The 19,376-nt window shown below is 53.0% G+C and carries 18 protein-coding genes; 10 read left to right on the top strand and 8 right to left on the bottom strand.

The window, feature by feature from the left end:
- Positions 1-2: 2 nt before the first annotated feature.
- From HVE01_RS07370 to HVE01_RS07360, 3 genes are read right to left on the bottom strand one after another with little or no spacing between them, the layout of a single operon-like run.
- Positions 3-1,496 carry an N-acetylmuramoyl-L-alanine amidase gene (locus tag HVE01_RS07370; protein ID WP_146943284.1) on the bottom strand — a complete coding sequence of 498 codons (1,494 nt, stop codon included), beginning with the start codon at positions 1,494-1,496 and terminating at the stop codon, positions 3-5.
- Positions 1,487-1,984, bottom strand: coding sequence for a tRNA (adenosine(37)-N6)-threonylcarbamoyltransferase complex ATPase subunit type 1 TsaE (gene tsaE / locus HVE01_RS07365; RefSeq protein ID WP_120386757.1), 498 nt, complete (start codon positions 1,982-1,984; stop codon positions 1,487-1,489). The genes HVE01_RS07370 and tsaE overlap by 10 nt, the downstream gene beginning before the upstream one ends.
- A gap of 11 nt (positions 1,985-1,995) precedes the next feature.
- Positions 1,996-3,489, bottom strand: coding sequence for an NAD(P)H-hydrate dehydratase (locus tag HVE01_RS07360; RefSeq protein WP_146943282.1), 1,494 nt, complete (start codon positions 3,487-3,489; stop codon positions 1,996-1,998).
- A gap of 95 nt (positions 3,490-3,584) precedes the next feature.
- Here HVE01_RS07360 and queG point away from each other — a divergent pair, with 95 nt between their 5' ends.
- Positions 3,585-4,697 carry a tRNA epoxyqueuosine(34) reductase QueG gene (gene queG / locus HVE01_RS07355; RefSeq protein ID WP_125749257.1) on the top strand — a complete coding sequence of 371 codons (1,113 nt, stop codon included), beginning with the start codon at positions 3,585-3,587 and terminating at the stop codon, positions 4,695-4,697.
- 18 nt (positions 4,698-4,715) lie between these two features.
- Here the strand turns inward: queG and orn are convergent, their stop codons facing one another.
- Entirely contained in the window at positions 4,716-5,309 is a 594-nt protein-coding gene (orn, locus tag HVE01_RS07350; RefSeq protein ID WP_125749260.1) for an oligoribonuclease, read from the bottom strand.
- Between the two features lie 146 nt (positions 5,310-5,455).
- Here orn and rsgA point away from each other — a divergent pair, with 146 nt between their 5' ends.
- From rsgA to asd, 3 genes are read left to right on the top strand one after another with little or no spacing between them, the layout of a single operon-like run.
- Positions 5,456-6,475 carry a small ribosomal subunit biogenesis GTPase RsgA gene (rsgA, locus tag HVE01_RS07345; protein ID WP_125749263.1) on the top strand — a complete coding sequence of 340 codons (1,020 nt, stop codon included), beginning with the start codon at positions 5,456-5,458 and terminating at the stop codon, positions 6,473-6,475.
- Between the two features lie 53 nt (positions 6,476-6,528).
- The gene (locus tag HVE01_RS07340) at positions 6,529-7,371 is read left to right on the top strand and encodes a sulfurtransferase (RefSeq protein ID WP_125749266.1); all 843 of its coding nucleotides are present in this window, start codon (positions 6,529-6,531) and stop codon (positions 7,369-7,371) included.
- A gap of 10 nt (positions 7,372-7,381) precedes the next feature.
- Positions 7,382-8,215: an archaetidylserine decarboxylase gene (asd, locus tag HVE01_RS07335; protein WP_125749268.1), complete on the top strand. Its 834-nt coding sequence runs from the start codon at positions 7,382-7,384 to the stop codon at positions 8,213-8,215.
- Positions 8,216-8,231: 16 nt separating this feature from the next.
- Here the strand turns inward: asd and epmA are convergent, their stop codons facing one another.
- Both epmA and efp read right to left on the bottom strand, forming a co-directional pair.
- Positions 8,232-9,212: an EF-P lysine aminoacylase EpmA gene (gene epmA, locus HVE01_RS07330; protein WP_146943280.1), complete on the bottom strand. Its 981-nt coding sequence runs from the start codon at positions 9,210-9,212 to the stop codon at positions 8,232-8,234.
- Between the two features lie 134 nt (positions 9,213-9,346).
- Positions 9,347-9,913, bottom strand: a complete 567-nt coding sequence (gene efp, locus HVE01_RS07325; protein ID WP_038485642.1) for an elongation factor P — start codon at positions 9,911-9,913, stop codon at positions 9,347-9,349.
- A gap of 119 nt (positions 9,914-10,032) precedes the next feature.
- Between efp and epmB the strand changes: the two genes are divergently transcribed.
- Positions 10,033-11,055 carry an EF-P beta-lysylation protein EpmB gene (gene epmB / locus HVE01_RS07320; RefSeq protein ID WP_146943278.1) on the top strand — a complete coding sequence of 341 codons (1,023 nt, stop codon included), beginning with the start codon at positions 10,033-10,035 and terminating at the stop codon, positions 11,053-11,055.
- A gap of 92 nt (positions 11,056-11,147) precedes the next feature.
- Here epmB and leuA read toward each other — a convergent pair whose 3' ends face one another.
- Together leuA and HVE01_RS07310 are read right to left on the bottom strand one after the other, a co-directional pair.
- Complete coding sequence (gene leuA / locus HVE01_RS07315; RefSeq protein ID WP_146943276.1) at positions 11,148-12,854, bottom strand: 2-isopropylmalate synthase; 1,707 nt, start codon at positions 12,852-12,854, stop codon at positions 11,148-11,150.
- A 61-nt stretch (positions 12,855-12,915) separates the two neighbouring features.
- The gene (locus tag HVE01_RS07310; RefSeq protein WP_146943274.1) at positions 12,916-13,770 is read right to left on the bottom strand and encodes an ion transporter; all 855 of its coding nucleotides are present in this window, start codon (positions 13,768-13,770) and stop codon (positions 12,916-12,918) included.
- 159 nt (positions 13,771-13,929) lie between these two features.
- Here HVE01_RS07310 and HVE01_RS07305 point away from each other — a divergent pair, with 159 nt between their 5' ends.
- The 5 genes from HVE01_RS07305 to HVE01_RS07285 are packed head-to-tail and all read left to right on the top strand — an operon-like array spanning position 13,930 to position 19,358.
- Positions 13,930-16,761 (top strand): monovalent cation/H+ antiporter subunit A, encoded by a 2,832-nt coding sequence (locus HVE01_RS07305; protein WP_146943272.1) that lies wholly within the window; start codon positions 13,930-13,932, stop codon positions 16,759-16,761.
- On the top strand, positions 16,761-17,093 hold the full coding sequence (locus HVE01_RS07300; protein ID WP_125749285.1) for a Na+/H+ antiporter subunit C: 333 nt from the start codon (positions 16,761-16,763) through the stop codon (positions 17,091-17,093). The genes HVE01_RS07305 and HVE01_RS07300 overlap by 1 nt, the downstream gene beginning before the upstream one ends.
- Entirely contained in the window at positions 17,090-18,601 is a 1,512-nt protein-coding gene (locus HVE01_RS07295; RefSeq protein ID WP_146943270.1) for a monovalent cation/H+ antiporter subunit D, read from the top strand. Before HVE01_RS07300 ends, HVE01_RS07295 begins: the two co-directional genes overlap by 4 nt.
- Positions 18,598-19,095 (top strand): Na+/H+ antiporter subunit E, encoded by a 498-nt coding sequence (locus HVE01_RS07290; protein ID WP_146943268.1) that lies wholly within the window; start codon positions 18,598-18,600, stop codon positions 19,093-19,095. The genes HVE01_RS07295 and HVE01_RS07290 overlap by 4 nt, the downstream gene beginning before the upstream one ends.
- Entirely contained in the window at positions 19,089-19,358 is a 270-nt protein-coding gene (locus tag HVE01_RS07285) for a K+/H+ antiporter subunit F (protein ID WP_125749294.1), read from the top strand. The genes HVE01_RS07290 and HVE01_RS07285 overlap by 7 nt, the downstream gene beginning before the upstream one ends.
- Positions 19,359-19,376: the final 18 nt, after the last annotated feature.

The raw sequence follows: 19,376 nt of genomic DNA, 5'->3' as shown, positions 1-19,376 counted from the left end.
GATCATGAACGTGGAATGCGTAGCACTTGACCAACACGAATCACGTCACCGTTAATATCGTTGGCCTGCTTCAGCTGATTCACTGGCACACCATGGCGTACGGCAATAGCTGACAATGTATCCCCCGACCGGATACGGTACTCGTTACCGCTCGGACGACGCTGATTATCGCGCTGCCACGCTAATAGACTTGCTGGCGGCGGATTACGCTCGAAGTGATCACGCAAACCACTAAAGATAGCCGTTGATAATGCACGCTGATGGGCCGGATCACGCAGGCGGCGCTCTTCATCAGGGTTAGAAATAAAACCAAGCTCGATCAGTAGCGACGGAATATCGGGCGACTTAAGCACCATAAAACCCGCTTGTTCAACACGAGACTTATGGAGACGGTTGACACGGCCTAATTGGTCGAGGACTTGACCACCAATCGACAGCGAATCATTTAACGTTGCCGTCATCGTCAGGTCTAGCAACACACCTCGTAGCACTTGATCTTTGTCACGCAAAGAAAGGCTGCCGTCAACACCACCAATCAAGTCGGAGCGATTTTCGCTATTCGCCAGCCATTGGGCAGTTTCAGACGTTGCGCCTCGCTGGGAAAGTGCATAAACAGAGCTTCCCTGGGGTCGCGGACTGGTAAACGCATCGGCATGTATCGATACAAAAAAGTCGGCTTTCTGATCCCGAGCAAGCTGTGTGCGCTGACGCAGCCCCAAATAGTAATCACCATCGCGGATGAGTACCGCTTTAAAGCCACGTGTACCGTTTACTTCTGCGGCAAGGCGTCGTGCAATCTCCAGCACGACATCTTTCTCACGCGTTCCAGCAGGACCTATCGCGCCAGGATCTTCACCGCCATGCCCAGCATCGACAGCAATAATAATATCCCGCTGAGGATGCGGTTGAGCTGGCTGGACGGCTGTCGCCGTTGGTGCAACTGTTGGCGGCACGACCTCTTCAGCAACCACTTGCCCCTGTGACTGGGCCTGAGCCTGGGTGTTAGCCCTTTGGGCAAGGATTTCTTGATCGCGAATCATCGCCTCAATCGGATCAATGGGGTTTTCGACCGCACTCTCGCCAGGATACTCAAGATCGACTACCAAGCGATGCCCATACTGGTCGTTGGGTGGCAATGAAAAGTGGCGTGGGGATATGTCGCGATTAAGCTCCAGAACAACGCGAAGCCCCCCACCGTCCCGAACCCCCGTTCGTACTTCATCGATGGCGCTTCCATCCAGTGGCAGCGTAGATACATCGGTGTCTAAGTAACTTTCATCAAGATCAATGACTAACCGAGATGGGTTATCAAGGGAAAATACATTAGCGTTTGCTGCTGCCGTCAAATCAAACACCAAACGCGCATGGTCAGGAGCCGCCCACAAGCGCATGCTTTCTACCGTTGCCGCTTGCAGCGATGAAGCACCTGCCGCCACAAGAACACAGCCAAGCGACACATTGCGTGCCAGATAGTTTAGTGCACTGGTTATAGCCATTGAATCACACCACTTTCAAGCTTTTCACTGCCATGCTTGCTAACCATCTCGCTGATCACCCGTTCACCCAAGTCAGTTTCTGCGGTTAGCGTAACCAAGCGGCCAGGATCAGCCACCTCCAGCGCCACTCGCAAATCAGGCGCGGGGAGCCAACCTTCACCTCGGCTCGGCCATTCAATTAAACAGAGCGCGTCATCGGCAAGCACATCTCGCCCACCGATAAACTCAAGCTCCTCTGGATCTGCTAAACGATACAAATCTAAATGATAAATCCGCTGCGCCCCCAGCTCGTAAGGCTCTACCAGGGTATAAGTAGGACTTTTAACCGCCCCCTGGTAGCCATAAGCGCGCAATATACCACGCGTCAATGTTGTTTTTCCTGCGCCTAAGTCGCCCTCTAAATAAACGCGCCCGTGACCTTGCAGCGCCTGCCCTAATGCCTCACCAAAGGCAACGTGAGACACTTCATTATTCAATTGCACTTGCATGTAGGCCGCCTTCACGGGTTAATTAACACTCGTGCATAGGATGCCAGATCACTTGCCAGCAAGCCACGCTCACCCGTTGCTTTAGCCGCTTCATCGCCTGCTAGCGCATGTACCATCACCCCAAGCCATGCTCCGCGCTCCCTATTGTCGCTCTGAGCAACCAGCGTGCCCAGCATCCCGCTCAGCACATCCCCCATGCCGCCGCTAGCCATGCCAGGATTGCCATAGGGGCAGATGACTAACCCACTGGGGCCAGCCACTAAGCTCCCCGCCCCCTTTAAAATTACGACACCGCCCCGTGCTTGCTGCAAGGCTCGGGCTGCCGCTGGGCGATCCGCCTGAATATCGGCGACGGAACAGCCTAGCAACCGAGCCGCCTCCCCCGGATGCGGGGTTAATACCCAGTTATCGCGACGCACACTGGGCCAACGACTAGCCAACAAATTGAGCGCATCCGCGTCAACAATTAACGGCACGTCTGATTGCAAAGCACTTTGCAGTATCGCTTGCCCCCAGGCTCCCTGCCCAAGCCCCGGCCCAACAACGACCACATCTGCCTGGCAAGGCAGTTGGGCTGCATCAGCGCCACCGCGAATGCCGTGGGCCATTACCTCAGGACAACGCATCAAACTGGCGGCCACATGTTCAGGCGCCGTTGCCAAGCTGACCTTGCCGGCGCCTAAACGTGCGGCGGCTTGTGAGGCGAGCAACGCCGCACCACCAAATCCTGGTGCGCCGCCCATTACCACCACATGCCCCAGATCACCTTTATGACTAATACGGGGGCGCGGCGTAAACACCTCGCCCAAAAGCTCATCATCCAAACGCCATGCGCTGGGCGGGATATCAACAAACGCTTGCGCTTTTACACCTAGCGGACGAAAGTCAATTTCGCCGGTGTAAGCGGGTGCGTCGCCAGTATGCAAGCCTATTTTGTCGCCTATAAACGTCACCGTGCAGGCCGCATTGACGGCCAGCCCCATAGCAGCCCCCGTGTCTGCCGAGATTCCAGAGGGAATATCCAGCGCTAATACCGGCTGATGCGACGCATTAATCGCTTCAATCACTTGCCTGATTTCTCCGGCAACATCCCCCGACAGCCCGGTACCGAGCAGTGCATCAACAATCACCTCACCCACCAAGGTGGTGTTTGACTGCCACTGGTCCAAGCCGACGCCCGCCGCTGAGGCTAGTTCGGCAGCGCGGGCAACATCCCCCGTCAACGCTTCTAAAGGCCTAAGTGAAATGCGCTGCACTTTAAGCCCGGACTGCATGGCCAACGCCGCAAGCACATGGCCATCACCACCGTTATTACCGCTCCCACACAGCACTGTCACACTTCGTGCATGCGGCCAGCGGGAGCGAAAACTGTGCCATGCGCTGGAGGCTGCTCGCTGCATTAAAGCAAAACTTTCAATACCGCCAGCAATTGTACGCCGATCAAGCTCACGCACCTGAGCCGCTGTATAAAGGGGGCGTAGCGAGGAAGTACTTAACGTGGGCACGATCTCTCCTTAATCTGGTGACAGTTGGGCACTAGTAGGTTGATAACCACTTATGCGTTAGCATAGCGCGCTTAACGCGCTACCGTTGATTTACCATGCAAAACTCCACCACCTTTTCACTATCTGATGATGACTTAACGCACCTTGCAGCCCTGATCAAAACATGGGGACGAGAGTTAGGTTTTCAGCAAGTCGGTATTACAGACACTCAGCTAGCCGTTCATGAAAAACACCTAGCTACTTGGCTTGAAAAAGGTTACCACGGTGACATGAGCTTTATGGCGAAACATGGTACCAAACGCACCCGCCCGGAGGAGCTTGAACCGGGTACCCAGCGAGTTATTAGTGTGCGCATGGACTATTTACCCGCTGAAGTAGAAAGCACCAAAGTGCTGGGGCAACCTAGCCGTGCCTATGTTTCACGCTATGCACTGGGCCGCGACTATCATAAATTAATACGCAAACGTTTGGCGCAACTCGCTAAAAAAATCGAGCAGCAGGTCGGCGCGTTTGGTTATCGCGCATTTGTAGACTCAGCGCCCGTTATGGAGCGCGCCCTAGCGCAAAAAGCAGGCCTTGGTTGGTTTGGTAAAAATGCCATGTTACTCAACCCCAAGGCGGGCTCGCTTTTTTTCCTCGGTGAGCTGTATACCGACTTGCCACTGCCTATCGACACACCATTTACCCAGCAGCACTGTGGCAGCTGTAGCGCCTGTCGCACCGCCTGCCCAACCGGTGCCATTGTCGATGACAAGGTCGTCGACTCGCGCAAATGCATCTCTTATCTGACTATTGAGCTCCACGGCGCGATACCTACTGAGTTTCGCCGCGCCATGGGCAACCGTATTTACGGTTGCGACGACTGCCAGTTGGTGTGTCCTTTCACTCGCTTCACCCGCGTTACTCAGGAAGATGACTTTGCACCACGCCATGACCTTGACCGCGCCGACCTCCTTAACCTGTTCGCCTGGGGCGAAGACGAATTTTTGGATAAAACCGCAGGCAGCCCCATCCGGCGTATTGGCTACGAACGCTGGCTGCGTAATATCGCCATCGGACTGGGCAATGCCCCCTGGAGTCGCGCGGTAGAGGCAGCTTTGTGGGCCAGAAGAGCCTACCCGAGTAGCTTGGTGCGTGAGCACGTTGCTTGGGCGCTTGAGGAGCAGCGCCTCAAGCGCGGGGCGAAAATTGCCACTGATGGCGTTTAGCCACTTTTCTAAACGACCTTACTCCTCTTCATCTGTTAGCGTTTCGAGGCGTAAGAACGTACTGCGATAGTGAGCCAACTCGGCAATCGACTCCTTGATGTCATCCATCGCCAGATGGACATTCTGCTTTTTAAATCCTGCTAAGGCCCCCGGGTTCCATCGTTTTGCCAACTCCTTAACGGTCGATACATCCAAATTGCGGTAGTGGAAAAATGCCCAAAGATGCGGCATTTCGCGCTCAAGGAAACGTCGGTCCTGGTGAATACTATTGCCACACATAGGCGATGAGCCAGACACCACATAGCGGCGCAGAAAATCGAGCGTTTGCTGCTCGGCCTCAGCGGTAGTCACAGTGCTCGCTTTGACGCGTGCAACCAGCCCGCTCTCCCCATGGGTCTTCTGATTCCAGTCATCCATTTGTGCCAGCTGGCTATCAGGCTGCTTCACCGCAATCACCGGCCCTTCCGCTACGACGTTTAAATCGGCATCGGTAATCAGTGTGGCCACTTCAATGATGCGCTCTTTGTTTGGATCCAGACCGGTCATTTCCAAGTCTATCCACACTAGCAAATCATCTCGCGGGGTAGCGTTGTCAGCAGTTTGCTCACTCATTACGTTCATTCCTTAGCCAGTACCGCCACTTAATACGGCGATTAGAGTTAAAGTGTGGCTTATATTGCCTTAACCAGCACCCAATACAGGACAGTGGACTGCCCAGATGAGTACAATGCCATTATTGTACCGAGCATCAGGTGGTCATGAGCAAACGTAAATTAAGTCGCCAGCAACAGTGGCGAGTCGATAAAGTCCAAGCGGAACGTGCACAGCGTGCTGAAAAGCGCGATGTGAAAGACGCTGAAAAACTTGCCGCTGGCGAATATGGTGCCGAACAGCCAGGCCGAGTTATGGCTCACTTCGGGCGAACATTAGAAGTACGCGATGCCGACGGTACCCCCGTGCGCTGCCATCTTCGCGCCAACCTAGATGGCTTGGTCACCGGCGATCGAGTGATTTGGCGAGCAGGCCAGGATGGCTCTGGCGTCGTCGTGGCCCGCGAGGAGCGCGACAGCGTGCTAAAGCGCCCAGACCCGCGGGGCCAGCTTAAACCCGTGGCGGCTAACATCGATCAATTGCTGATCGTCTTTGCGGTAGAGCCCGCTCCTCATCCCAATCTGATTGACCGTTATTTGGTCGCCGCCGAAGCAACAGGCATTGCCCCCGTACTAGTGCTTAACAAAACCGACCTGCTACCAGAAGGTGGTGGCCAACTAGGGGAGCTGCTTGAGCGCTACCACTCTCTGGGCTACACCGTAGTGCGCACCACAACTGCCAATCAAACAGGCTTAGACGATCTGCGCCAGCAGCTTGAAGGTCGAACATCTGTGTTTGTTGGCCAGAGTGGCGTGGGCAAATCATCACTAATTGATCTTCTGCTACCCGATGAAACTTTGCGTATTGGCGCTCTGTCAGAAGATTCGCGTAAAGGCACTCACACCACGACCACCGCTCGGCTTTATGCGATGAGTAGTGACGAAGTGGCTAACGGCGAACTGATTGATTCACCGGGTATTCGCGAGTTTGGCTTGATCCATCTTGATGAACAGGAAGTGACCGATGGATTTATTGAGTTTCATCCGTTCATTGGCCATTGCCGCTTCCGAGATTGTCGCCACCGCAACGAGCCTGGCTGCGCTTTACTAGAAGCCGTCGAGGCAGGCAAGATTCATCCAGAACGCTTTGCCAGCTATCGGCGTATTCTCGATAGCTTAAACGCATAATTTTTATTAGCTTGATGCCTGATATATCAATTGCTAAGCATAGGGAGCTGTCAATGAGCACCGCTAGCCATTCATCGGAAACCAACCTACTGCCGCTTATTGTTGAGCCCGAGCAGCTTCAAGAACACCTGGATAATCCACAGCTGCTAATTATCGATGTCCCAGTGAATGGCGATAGCTATCGCCAAGGCCATGTACCGGGTGCTATTTACCTTGATTTTCGCTACCTAATGCGTGGCGAAGGGCCGGTACCCAACGATGTGCCGAGCACTGAGTTTCTCTCACGACTGTTCAGCGCACTTGGCCTAACCCGGGATACTCACGTCGTCGCTTATGATGATGAGGGCGGCGGCTGGGCGGCACGACTGCTATGGACACTGGAGCTAATCGGCCACACCCGTTACTCGTATTTGAATGGCGGCATCCATGCATGGAGAGATTCCGGCTTGGCAGAAAGCACTGAATCCACCGCCCCGACACCCAGTGAGTACCGAGCGGAGATCTTAAACCCGCATGCCTTAATCACCTGCGATGAAATCAAGCAAAAGCTCGAAGACAAGCAGTTCGCTGTTTGGGATGCTCGCTCTAAAGGCGAGTTTGATGGTGAAAAAGGCAACAATAAGCACCTTGGCCACATTCCGGGAGCGGTTAACATGGACTGGCTCAACGCCATGGATCGCAATCGCGCGCTTCGCATCCGCGATTACGCTGAGCTAATAACCGAACTAGGCGCGCTCGGCCTGACGCCTGACATGGAAATTGCTACTCATTGCCAAAGCCACCATCGCAGTAGTTTCACGTGGTTAGTCGGGAAGGCACTAGGCTTTAATATGCGTGGTTATGCGGGCTCTTGGGGCGAATGGGGCAACCGCGACGATACACCGATTGAGAAGTGAAAATACAACTGTGACTGTTTCCCAAAAAGCGTTTTCCCTAATTCAGTACCCGCTTCCTCACCATGCGCTGTCGCGCTTAACGGGTCAGCTCGCTAAGTGCGATGCCCCTTCGGTGAAGAACACGTTAATTAAGACGTTTATCAAACGATTCGATGTGGATATGAGCCAAGCGCTGGAGCCAGACCCCAGCGCTTATGCAACATTTAATGACTTTTTCACTCGCGCGTTGAAGGCCGATGCCCGCCCCTTGGGAGCAGGCCTGCTAAGCCCTGCTGATGGCACCCTGTCACAGTTCGGGCGCTTACAAGCAGGCCAGTTAGTGCAGGCGAAAGGCCACACGTTTTCTGCTCAAACCCTGCTAGGTGGCGACAGCACGCTAGCCGAAGAGTTTATGGGCGGCAGTTTTGCGACGGTTTACCTCTCGCCACGAGATTACCACCGCGTACATATGCCGGTCACAGGTACCCTGCGCGAGATGATTTATGTGCCAGGGCGACTCTTCTCGGTCAACCAAGCAACCGCTAACTACGTGCCAGGACTGTTTGCGCGTAACGAGCGACTGGTGTGTATTTTCGATACCGAGCACGGCCCATTGGCCATGGTATTGGTAGGTGCAATGATCGTCGCGGCGATCGAGACTGTCTGGGCAGGCCAAGTAACACCGCTTTCAGGCCACCCTCAGCGCATGCGTTTCGGGCAACCCATCACGCTTGAAAAAGGCGCTGAAATGGGCCGCTTCAAACTGGGCTCAACGGTGGTGATGTGCTTTGCCAAGCCAGTCGCGTTTGAAGACAACCCACTGGGCGCCAAGGTACAAATGGGTCAAACACTGGGCGAGCCTTAAACGCGAGAAACTAGTGCTAACAATTAGCTGTTGAAAATGTAAGCACGTCTTCCAGGCGTGCCTTACCCAGCGCCAGCTGAATAAGACGATCCATACCCAATGCCACCCCCGCGCTTGCAGGCATTCCATGATCTAACGCTGCGAGCAGCTGCTCATCAATATCCACCTCAGATAAACCTAAACGGCGGCGCTCGGCATTATCCTCACTGAAACGCAGCCGCTGCTCCTCAGCATCAACCAGCTCATCATAGCCATTTGCCAGCTCGACACCGTTGACATAAAGCTCAAAGCGAGAGGCTACCCACTCACCATCTGCGTCTTGATGGCGGCGCGCTAAGGCCGCTTGACTGGCAGGATAATCCAACACAACGCTCAGTTCATTTTGGCCAAGCGTGGGCTCAATCACCATACTCATTAACAAATCGAGACAAGTATCGCGACTCTCTTCTGTTAACGCATGCGCCGGCATCTGGCCACGCTCTGCAGCCAATGTGCGCAATATGTCAATAGAGGTCGTAAAGGGGTCTACCGCCAAGTAGGTATGAAACAACTCTCGGTAACGATAATGCACCACGGGGCCCGCAAAGCTCGGCATTATGTTAGCAACCAGCGTGGTCGTCTCATCAATCAACTGCGCCAGGGTAAACCCCGGGCGGTACCACTCAAGCATAGTGAATTCAATATTATGGCGGCTGCCGATTTCACCATCACGAAAACTTTTAGCGAGTTGAAATATCGGCCCACTACCTGCGGCCAGCAAGCGCTTCATATGAAACTCAGGCGACGTTTGCAGCCATAGCCTACGCTGGCCTTTATCCGTACGCGCCATGCTAGAGAGCGAGACTAAGTGCACATCGGTACTGCCACCCTGCCCCAACACCGGCGTTTCCACCTCCAACACATCCCGCTCAGCAAAAAATGCACGCACCTCAGCGAGTAAGCGCGCACGCTCGCGCAACGCTTCGATACTTGCCGTTGGCTGCCAGCTAGCCGTCATTTACGTCCCCTCCAATGCTATAAAGCCACGCATGGTGATCACGTGGCTTTATCAAGTAGATGCTTTCGCGGCTAACTAACTACCGGTCACACGGCAGCGCTTATGCTCGAGAAACACTTATGCTCGGGAAACACCTATGCTCGGGAAACATAGTCACCAGAGCGCGTATCAATCTTCAGCACTTCACCCTGGTTGATAAACAACGGTACACGCACAACCGCACCAGATGACAGCGTGGCAGGCTTAGAACCACCCTGGGCAGTGTCACCTTTCAAACCTGGGTCCGTCTCAACCACTTCCAGTTCAATGAAGTTGGGCGGTGTAACGGAAATCGCTTTATCGTTCCAAAGCGTAATAATATAAGGCACCTGCTCCTTGAGCCATTTTTCAGTATCGCCCAACGCTTTCTTTTCAACGGCGTACTGCTCAAAGGAGCCATCCGTCTTCATGAAGTACCACATGTCACCGTCGGTGTAGAGATATTCCATCTCCAAATCCATGACATCGGCACCTTCCAGTGAGTCACCGGATTTGAAAGTACGCTCGCCAACACGGCCAGTCATCAAGTTGCGTAGCTTAACGCGGTTAAATGCCTGCCCCTTGCCTGGCTTGACCAGTTCGTTCTCGACGATAGAACAAGGATCGCCGTCGAGCATTACTTTCAAACCGCCTTTGAATTCATTGGTAGAATAGTTCGCCATGATGCCTCTCAGTGTTTTATTTCAGTAACGTAGTGCGCGAAGCCATGCTTCGCCGTTGATAATGTCGTTGTATACGTCGTCTAATAAGTGCGCGCATGATAACCCGAAGGAGGGCTTTTTTGCAGGAGAACATTATTATCGCTGATAAGCGCCAGTCTACCCAGATTTACGCGTCATGGCAGCGGCAGCTTTCCCAAGCGATTCGCGACCCAGCCACACTGTGCAAGCGTTTAAACTTGGACGACAGCTGGCTACCTGGTGCTGCTACTGGGCACCAGCTGTTTGAGATCTGTGTTCCCGACGCCTATCTTACGCGCATTGCCCCCGACGATCCCAATGACCCTCTGCTCCGCCAAGTACTGCCGGTAAGCGATGAAGCTGCAACACCGCAAGGTTACGTCATCGACCCGCTAGAAGAAGCAGAGCATCAGCCGGTTAAGGGGCTTATTCATAAGTACGCTAACCGCGTGCTGTTAATTGCCAGCCCTAACTGTGCAATTAACTGCCGCTACTGCTTCCGGCGCCATTTTCCCTACAGTGACAACTCCCCTTCCAGAGCACAGTGGCAGGAAGCGTTGGATTACCTGCGCATCGATACCAGCCTGAACGAAGCGATTCTTTCTGGCGGTGACCCGTTGGCCGCCAACGATCGCCAGCTGGCGTGGCTGGTGGAGCAGCTTGAAAATATTCCGCATCTCAAACGGCTACGCATCCATACACGTCTACCCGTGGTGATTCCCGACCGGATTGATGATGCTCTTGTTGGCTGGCTAGCGGCGACGCGTTTGCAAAAAGTCATGGTACTGCATATTAACCACGCCAATGAGATTGACCAAGCGGTCATCAATGCCTGTACACGTTTAAAACAAGCAGGTGTGACGCTGCTCAACCAAAGCGTGTTACTACGCGGAATAAACGATAGCGTCAGCACCTTGGCGACGCTGTCAGAACGCCTGTTTGAAGCGGGCGTGCTGCCCTACTATTTGCATGTGGTCGACCCGGTGCAAGGTGCCGCCCATTTTGACGTCCCCGATGCGGAAGCCAAAGCACTGGTTAAGCAGCTACTTGAACACTTGCCAGGTTTCTTAATGCCACGCTTAGTGCGCGAAGTGCCTGGCAAAGCTAGCAAAACCCCTCTCTAGCATCACCAGGTAGCAAGCTAGTTACCTTAACCGCCTATAAGGAGGCCAACGCCTCCTTATAGGTCTGCTAGCGATCACGTCCAATCGGGTATTTACCCTAGCGTTTCTGCCGTAACATTGGCAGCCGGTGCTTGGTTGGAGTGGTGACGGTTAATAGCGCTGAGTACACCTTTCATCGATGCGCTGGTGATGCTTTCGTCGGTGCCCACACCAAACACTGCCTTACCATCAATGCGCACCTCAACATAGGCGATTGCTTCAGCATCGGCCCCTTGTCCGCGGGAGTGCTCATGGTAATCAATTATTTCCACCTCTTGGCCGCTAGCCACCAGCGCTTTGACAAACGCGGCCAAGGGGCCGTTGCCCTCACCAGTTACCGTTTGGCGCTCACCTTGGCTTTCCAGTATCGCTTCAAGCGCAACTTTTGGGCTTTCAGGCTCAGAGGAAAGGCGATGACTTATCAGCGCTAGCGGCGAATGCTGCTCTAAGTACTCATCAGCAAATGCCTGGTAAATCATTTGTGAGGTAATTTCGCGCCCAGTGCGATCAGCGACTTCCTGTACGACTTGGCTAAATTCAATCGACAGACGACGCGGCAATTCGATGCCGTGCTCCTGTTCCAGCAGATAGGAAATACCGCCTTTTCCAGACTGACTGTTAACGCGAATTACTGCTTCATAGCTACGCCCCACATCCAGCGGGTCGATGGGTAAATAGGGGACATCCCAAGGGGCCTCAGGATGAGCACGACGATCGGCCATGCCTTTTTTAATCGCATCCTGATGCGAGCCTGAAAACGCGGTAAATACTAAGTCGCCAACATAGGGATGGCGTGGATGGACGGGTAACTGATTGCAGTACTCAACCTCACGCATAATGGGCGTAATATTGGAGAAGTCCAGGTTCGGGTGAACGCCTTGAGTATAAAGGTTCATCGCAAGCGTCACGATATCCACGTTCCCAGTACGCTCGCCATTGCCAAACAGCGTACCTTCCACCCGATCAGCACCGGCCATTAGCGTCAATTCTGCCGCCGCCACGCCAGTACCGCGGTCATTATGCGGATGCACACTGACAATCAGCGTGTCGCGCTTTTTAACATGACGACAGAACCATTCAATCTGGTCGGCGTAGTTATTGGGTGTTGCGACTTCTACGGTGGCCGGTAAGTTAACGATCATCCGGTTATCAATGCTAGGCCCGAAGGTATCCATCACCGCTTCGACAATTTCCACCGCAAAGTCCATCTCCGTGGTGGTGAATAGCTCAGGCGAGTACTGGAAAGTCCAATGGGTGTCTGGATTAGCGGCCATTAAATCGCGGATTTGCGCCGTTGCATCAACAGCAATCTGAATGCACTCTGTTTTGTCCACATTAAACACTACCCGTCGAAACATCGGGTCTGTGGCATTATAGACGTGCACAATGGCATTTTTAGCGCCTTTAAGGGCTTCGAACGTGCGTTCAATTAAATGCGGGCGCGCCTGAGTCAGCACTTGAATCGTCACATCATCAGGAATCTTATCCTGCTCAATCAATGAACGGACAAAGTCGAAGTCGGTTTGCGATGCCGATGGGAAGCCCACCTCAATCTCTTTAAACCCCACTTTTAGCAGCAGGTCGAACAAGCGCTGCTTGCGCTCTTGATCCATGGGATCAATTAACGACTGGTTACCATCACGTAAATCGACACTGCACCATACAGGGGGCATTTCGATGCGCTGGTTAGGCCAACGGCGATCAGGCAATTCAACGGCCACGAAGGGACGATATTTTTTAGAGGGATTGGACAGCATCATGGCGTCGCTCCTGTCGTTAATCTGTTGTTGGCAGCCCTGTTTTCGGCAACCCAGTTTTAGGTTAGTCGGCCTGGTCACTTGAAGTTGATGTAGTGCCTTTATGGGACATGGCGGCCTCCATACGATCAAGCTGGGCTTTTAACGTATGCACGTCGCTACGCAACGCTTGAAGCTGAGCAGAATCTCCTTCCCCGCTATCCAACTCCATCTGCGCGCTCTCCCTTTGCATAACATCGAGCACGATACCAATCATCATATTGAGGAAAATAAACGCGGTTAGGAATATAAACGTCAAATAATAGACCCAGCTCCAAGCATAGACTTCTTGGGTGGCATACATAACGTCAGTCCAATCTTCAAACGTGGCGATGCGAAACAGCGTAAGCATCGCCACGGAAATATTACCCCACAAGAAGTCGTCAACGTTATGGAATAAAAAGCTACCAAAGGCCGCATAGATATAAAAGATGATAAACATCAGCAGTGCGACATAGCCCATCCGGGGTATCGACTTCACCAACGCGCCCAACAACATTTGCAGCTCTGGAATCATCGACACCAAGCGCAAAACACGGAAAATTCGCAGCAACCGTGCCAGCAGCACCATCTCTGAGTCGTCCATGGGGATCAGGCTAGCGGTCACTATCAGAAAATCGAAAACATTCCAACCCTTCTTAAAAAAGCTGACTAAGTTGCGCTCGGCTGCCATTCTGATCAAAATCTCAATCAGAAAGAACACGGTTACGGCAATATCAAGATAAAGCAGCCACTGCTCTATTCGGGAGGTTTCTTCATAGGTTTTCGCGCCTATTACTAAGGCAGAAATCACAATGATGGAAATCACAACGCCTTCAAACAGCTTGTTTGAACGCAGCTTTTCGAAGCGGGCTTGCCAGGTATTGAATGGTTCACTCATGGAACAGGGAGTCTCTAAAACGGTTAACGGTACCACTTTATACTAAAATCACGTACTTACTATACAAGTGATATCTTGTTGTTTCACTTGATGTATCTCCGCCATCCAGGTAGCCATTGCCGCCTTGGTGTTTCACGATTTTTTGCGCTGGATAAGCCCATGACACTGCTGTGGATAGCCCTACTGCCTCTGCTAGGCGTGCTGGTGCCGGCATTCAATGCCAAACGCGGCCGCACCCTGTGTTCGCTAGCGACAAGCATACTGCCCGCTGTTGCCCTGCTGCTGACACTGCTGCAGATCCCTGCCCTGTTAAAAGGCGAAGCGCTGCGTTTTAACGCGGCATGGATGCCTGAGCTAGGCCTTGAGCTGGCATTTCGTTTAGATGGCCTGTCGTTGCTGTTTAATCTTTTGATTATTGGCATCGGTCTGCTGATTTTATTGTATGCACATTTTTACCTAGACAAAGAGGAGCCATTTGGACGTTTTTATGCCTTTCTGATGCTGTTTATGGCATCGATGGTGGGCATTTCGATGTCAGACAACCTCATCTTACTCTGGTTATTCTGGGAACTAACCAGCCTTTCGTCATTTTTGCTGATTGGCTTTTGGTCGTACCGTACTGATGCCCGCAAAGGTGCCCGCATGGCGCTGACCGTTACCGGTGCTGGCGGTTTGGCTCTGTTAGCCGGCCTGCTACTGCTGGGGGATATGGCCGGCAGCTATCGGATGGATGATGTGCTTAGCAGCGGCGCTGCAATTGTCGCCGATCCTCGCTATCCGCTGATGCTTGGGCTGGTGCTACTCGGTGCATTTACCAAATCGGCTCAGTTTCCCTTCCAGTTTTGGCTACCTCATGCCATGGCGGCCCCGACGCCAGTCTCAGCATATCTGCACTCAGCCACCATGGTAAAAGCAGGTATTTTTCTGATGGCCCGCTTACACCCTGCGATTGCTGGCAGCGAACTTTGGAGCGTAGTGGTGCCGCTCATAGGTACTATCACGCTACTCTACGGTGCTTGGTTTGCCCTGTTTAAGACCGACCTAAAAGGAATTCTGGCGTTCTCAACCGTCAGCCACCTAGGCTTGATCACCGTATTATTGGGTATTGGTAGCCCGATGGCGGTGTTAGCAGCGCTGTTTCATATTTTGAATCATGCGGCCTTCAAAGCGGCTCTGTTTATGAGCGCAGGAATTATCGACCATGAAACGGGTACCCGAGAGCTTAAGCAATTAGGCGGCTTGAAAAAGGCGATGCCTGTTACAGCGCTGTTGACCACATTGGCCGCCGCGGCCATGGCAGGTGTGCCGTTACTTAACGGATTCCTTTCCAAAGAGATGTTCTTTACCGAAACACTAGCCACCCCGGTACTAGGCGGGCTTAGTTGGTTACTGCCCGCGCTGGCAACGTTAGGCGGCATGCTTTCGGTGGCTTATTCACTGCGTTTGGTGCATGCGGTTTTTTATAAACCAGCCAAAGAGGCAACGCCTAAAGCGCCTCACGAACCACCGCATTTAATGCGCCTGCCCGTGGAAATCTTAGTGGCTCTATGCGTCTTAGTTGGACTCTTTCCGGCCTTTTTTGCCACCGGTATTTTACAGCTGGCGACCCATGCAGTATTGGGCGAGCCGCTTGATTTCCATTTAGCTATTTGGCATGGCATCAACTTACCATTGATGATGAGTGGGCTGGCCTTTGTGGTGGGTATCACGCTCTACTGGCGCCATAAGAATCTACGCCGTTTTGTGCAATCATTCCCCAGTATTGATGCACGCCGCACCTTTGAGCGCTTTATCGTCACTCTGGGTTATCGCGCCGAACAGCTTATCACCAAGCTGGAAGGAAACTCGCTTCAGCGCTATATGGGTTGGTTACTTTTCGCGGCGTTACTGATGGGTGTGATTGGCCTGGCGAACATTGAAGGCCTAACCGGTTCAAAAGGTAATCAGCCAATTGATGGTATCGTTTTATTAGGTGCCGGCATGCTGATCTTCGGGGGAATAGCAACAGCCGCAGCCCATCGATACCGGTTAATCTCATTACTGATGCTTTCGGTCGTAGGCTTATTCGTTGCGCTCACCTTTGCACGCTTTTCTGCCCCAGATTTAGCATTGACACAGCTATCGGTAGAGGTTGTTACCATGATACTGCTGATGTTAGCGCTATTTTTCTTACCCCAAAAAACGCCGCGTGAATCAAGCCCCAAGCGCAACGTCCGGGATATGTTACTGGCAGGTGCATTAGGCTTAGTGGTAGCGAGCCTTAACTATGCGGTGATGACCCGTGAAACGCTGTCAATTTCTGAGTTTTTCGTTGAAAACAGCAAACCTGGCGGCGGTGGATATAACGTCGTCAACGTGATCTTGGTCGACTTCCGTGGTTTCGATACGCTTGGCGAGATTACGGTGCTGGCCATTGCCGGCTTAGCCATCTTTAAACTATTGAACCGGCTACGTTTGTTTATCCCCCATAGCGATGGCGAAGGCCGTGTTTGGTCGCCTGATCGCTATCCCGCCATTTTAACGTCGATTTCTATGACGTTACTGCCCCTGGCGCTGCTGGTGTCTGCGTTTATCTTCTTGCGCGGTCATAACCAGCCTGGCGGCGGGTTTATCGCCGGATTGATCACGGCAGTCGCCCTTATCTTGCTGTATATGGCACGCGGCGTAGAGTGGGCACAAGAGCGCCTCAACTTCCCCTTCCAGCCAGTGGCGGTGGTAGGTGTTGCCATTGCAACACTTACAGGGCTAGGTAGCTGGCTTTTTGGCTATCCGTTCCTGACCTCATCATTCGGTTACTTTACGCTGCCCCTGATTGGCACCTTTGAACTGGCTACTGCCCTGTTATTTGATCTTGGCGTTTATTTAGCGGTTGTCGGTGCAACGCTGATGATTCTGGCCAACCTGGGTAAAGTCACCACCCCACACCGCCCCGTCACCGAACCCAAAACAAGCGATGATTCGAGTACGCCCACTAACAAGGAGTCCCACTAATGGAAATGCTCTATGCCATTACAACGGGCATATTAACTGCGTGCGGACTCTATCTAATACTGCGCGGGCGTACGTTTCCCGTTGTGGTGGGTCTGACGCTGCTCTCCTATGCGGTCAATCTATTTTTGTTTTCCATGGGCGGCTTAACCACGGATGGCGCTGCCCTGGTCAATGAAAGCACGGACATTGCTGACCCGCTGCCCCAGGCACTGGTATTAACAGCGATTGTGATTGGTTTTGCGATGACCGCCTTTGTGGTCATCCTGGCCATGCGTGCACGCAGCGAAGTAGGTAACGACCATGTCGACGGCAAAAAGGAAGACCACGAATGATCCAGCATCTGATTGTATTACCCGTGGTGCTACCGTTAGTCGCGGGTATTTTGTTGCTTTATCAACGCCAGGGCTTAGTACGCTATAAGCGTATTGTCAGCGTTGTCGCTTCGATCCTCTTGCTGCTCGTCTCAATAGCGCTGGTCAACCAAGCAGCGAGTGGTGACATTACTTACTACGCGCTGGGCGACTGGCAGCCCCCGTTTGGCGTGGTACTGGTGTTGGATCGCTTGTCGGCATTGATGTTGCTAGTCACCGCTATTTTAGCGGTCGGTGCGGTCATTTTTGCCTGCGGCGGTGATGATGAAAAAGGCAGTAACTTCCATGGCCTATTTCAATGGCAATTGCTAGGCATTAACGGGGCCTTTTTAACCGGCGACCTGTTTAACCTCTTCGTATTTTTCGAAGTACTCCTCCTGGCCTCTTACGCCTTACTGCTACACGGTGGTGGCAAAGCACGCATCCAAGCCAGTGTTCACTATGTCGTACTTAACCTAGCGGGCTCCTCACTGTTTCTAATCGCCGTAGGCATTTTATATGGTGCAACGGGCACGCTGAACATGGCCGATATGGCGCATAAGCTGGCTAGCCTGCCTGCCGAACGCGAAGGCTTAGTCACCGCCGGGGCATTAATGCTGCTGGTGGTGTTCGGTTTAAAAGCGGCTATTTTACCACTCTACTTTTGGCTTCCCCGCGCTTATGCAGCTGCTCCCGCTCCCGTGGCAGCGCTATTCGCTATTATGACAAAGGTGGGGATTTACGCGATTTTGCGCGTTTATTCACTGATCCTCAGCGATCAGGCCGGTGGTTTAGTCGCACTGGAACAGCCCTGGGTATGGTGGTTAGCGCTAGCAACACTAGCCGCAGCGGGTGTTGGCGTTATCGCCGCACGCGATTTACGCCTGCTGGTGGCGTATCTGGTGCTTATTTCGGTAGGCACACTATTGGCTGGCATTGGCATGCGCTCTCCTGCCGCGACATCAGCGCTCCTCTATTACCTCATTCACACCACGCTGATTACCGGCGGACTTTTCCTGTTAGCGGAAATGATTGGCCTACAGCGGGGCAAACCCGGCACGCGCATTGTTAAAGGCCGACCATTGGTGCAAGGCAATGCACTGGCGCTGACCTTTTTTATCGGTGCTATTGCCGTGGCCGGGTTACCGCCGCTATCCGGTGCGTTGGGGAAGGCTCTCATGCTTAACGCTGCCGAAGGTGGCGAGCGTCTGTGGCTTTGGCCGCTGCTACTATTAACGAGCCTGGCGTCGTTAATTGCGCTATCTCGCGCAGGCTCTACGCTGTTTTGGCGCAGCCACCGTGGCAGCCCAAGCGGCAGCAACCTCTCTCGTTACCAATGGATTGGTATGCTGTGGCTACTTAGCGCGGCCCCCCTAATGGTGGCCTTTGCAGGGCCCGTAAGCAGCTACACCCAAGCCACGGGAGAGCAGTTGGCCAACCCGCAGCTGTTGATTAATTCGCTTCTGCCTGATGCTGGAGACACCCAATGATTGCCCCCCGCGCTTGGCTTCCTACGCCGGTACTATCGCTGCTACTGCTGTTGGTATGGCTACTGCTTGTGCGTAGCTTTGCATTCGGCCAGATTGTGCTAGGCGGCGCGCTGGCCATCCTTATTCCGTTATTGACCCATCGCTTTTGGGACGCACGTCCTCGCATTGGCAAACCGTTTAAACTGCTGCGTTTTGCGTTTCGCGTATTAGGCGATATCGTCATCGCCAACTTCGAAGTTGCGTACTTAATTGCTAACCCTTGGCGTAAAGTCAAACCTCACTTTATTGAATACCCGCTGATGCTTGAGGAACGCTTCACTATTACGCTTCTCGCAAGCACTATCAGCCTAACCCCAGGAACAGTTTCAGCGAACTTGAGGATGGACGGAAAATCGTTGCTCATTCATGCACTTGATGTAGACGACGAGGACGCTTTAATTGCCCAAATTCGCGAGCGCTATGAGCGCCCTCTTAAGGAGATTTACGAATGCTAAGCGCCGCACTCGTGATTGCTTTAGCGCTGGTCGTCATGGCGCTATTGATGAATCTTTATCGTCTAACCATTGGCCCCGACCTGCCTGATCGCGTACTGGCGCTCGACACTATGTATGTCAATTCAATTGCGCTGATCGTACTGCTGGGACTATGGCTCAACAGCAAGACCTATTTTGAGTCTGCGCTGTTAATTGCCATGCTTGGTTTTATCAGCACAGTGGCCGTTTGTAAGTACATTTTACGCGGGGATATTATCGAATGAACCGTGTAACGTCTCAGG

The organism is Vreelandella venusta, from assembly GCF_007989605.1.
In the GTDB taxonomy this organism is placed as follows: domain Bacteria; phylum Pseudomonadota; class Gammaproteobacteria; order Pseudomonadales; family Halomonadaceae; genus Vreelandella; species Vreelandella venusta.
The sequence above is the reverse complement of the archived record's forward strand: the minus strand, read 5'-3'. Positions and strand labels throughout refer to the sequence as shown.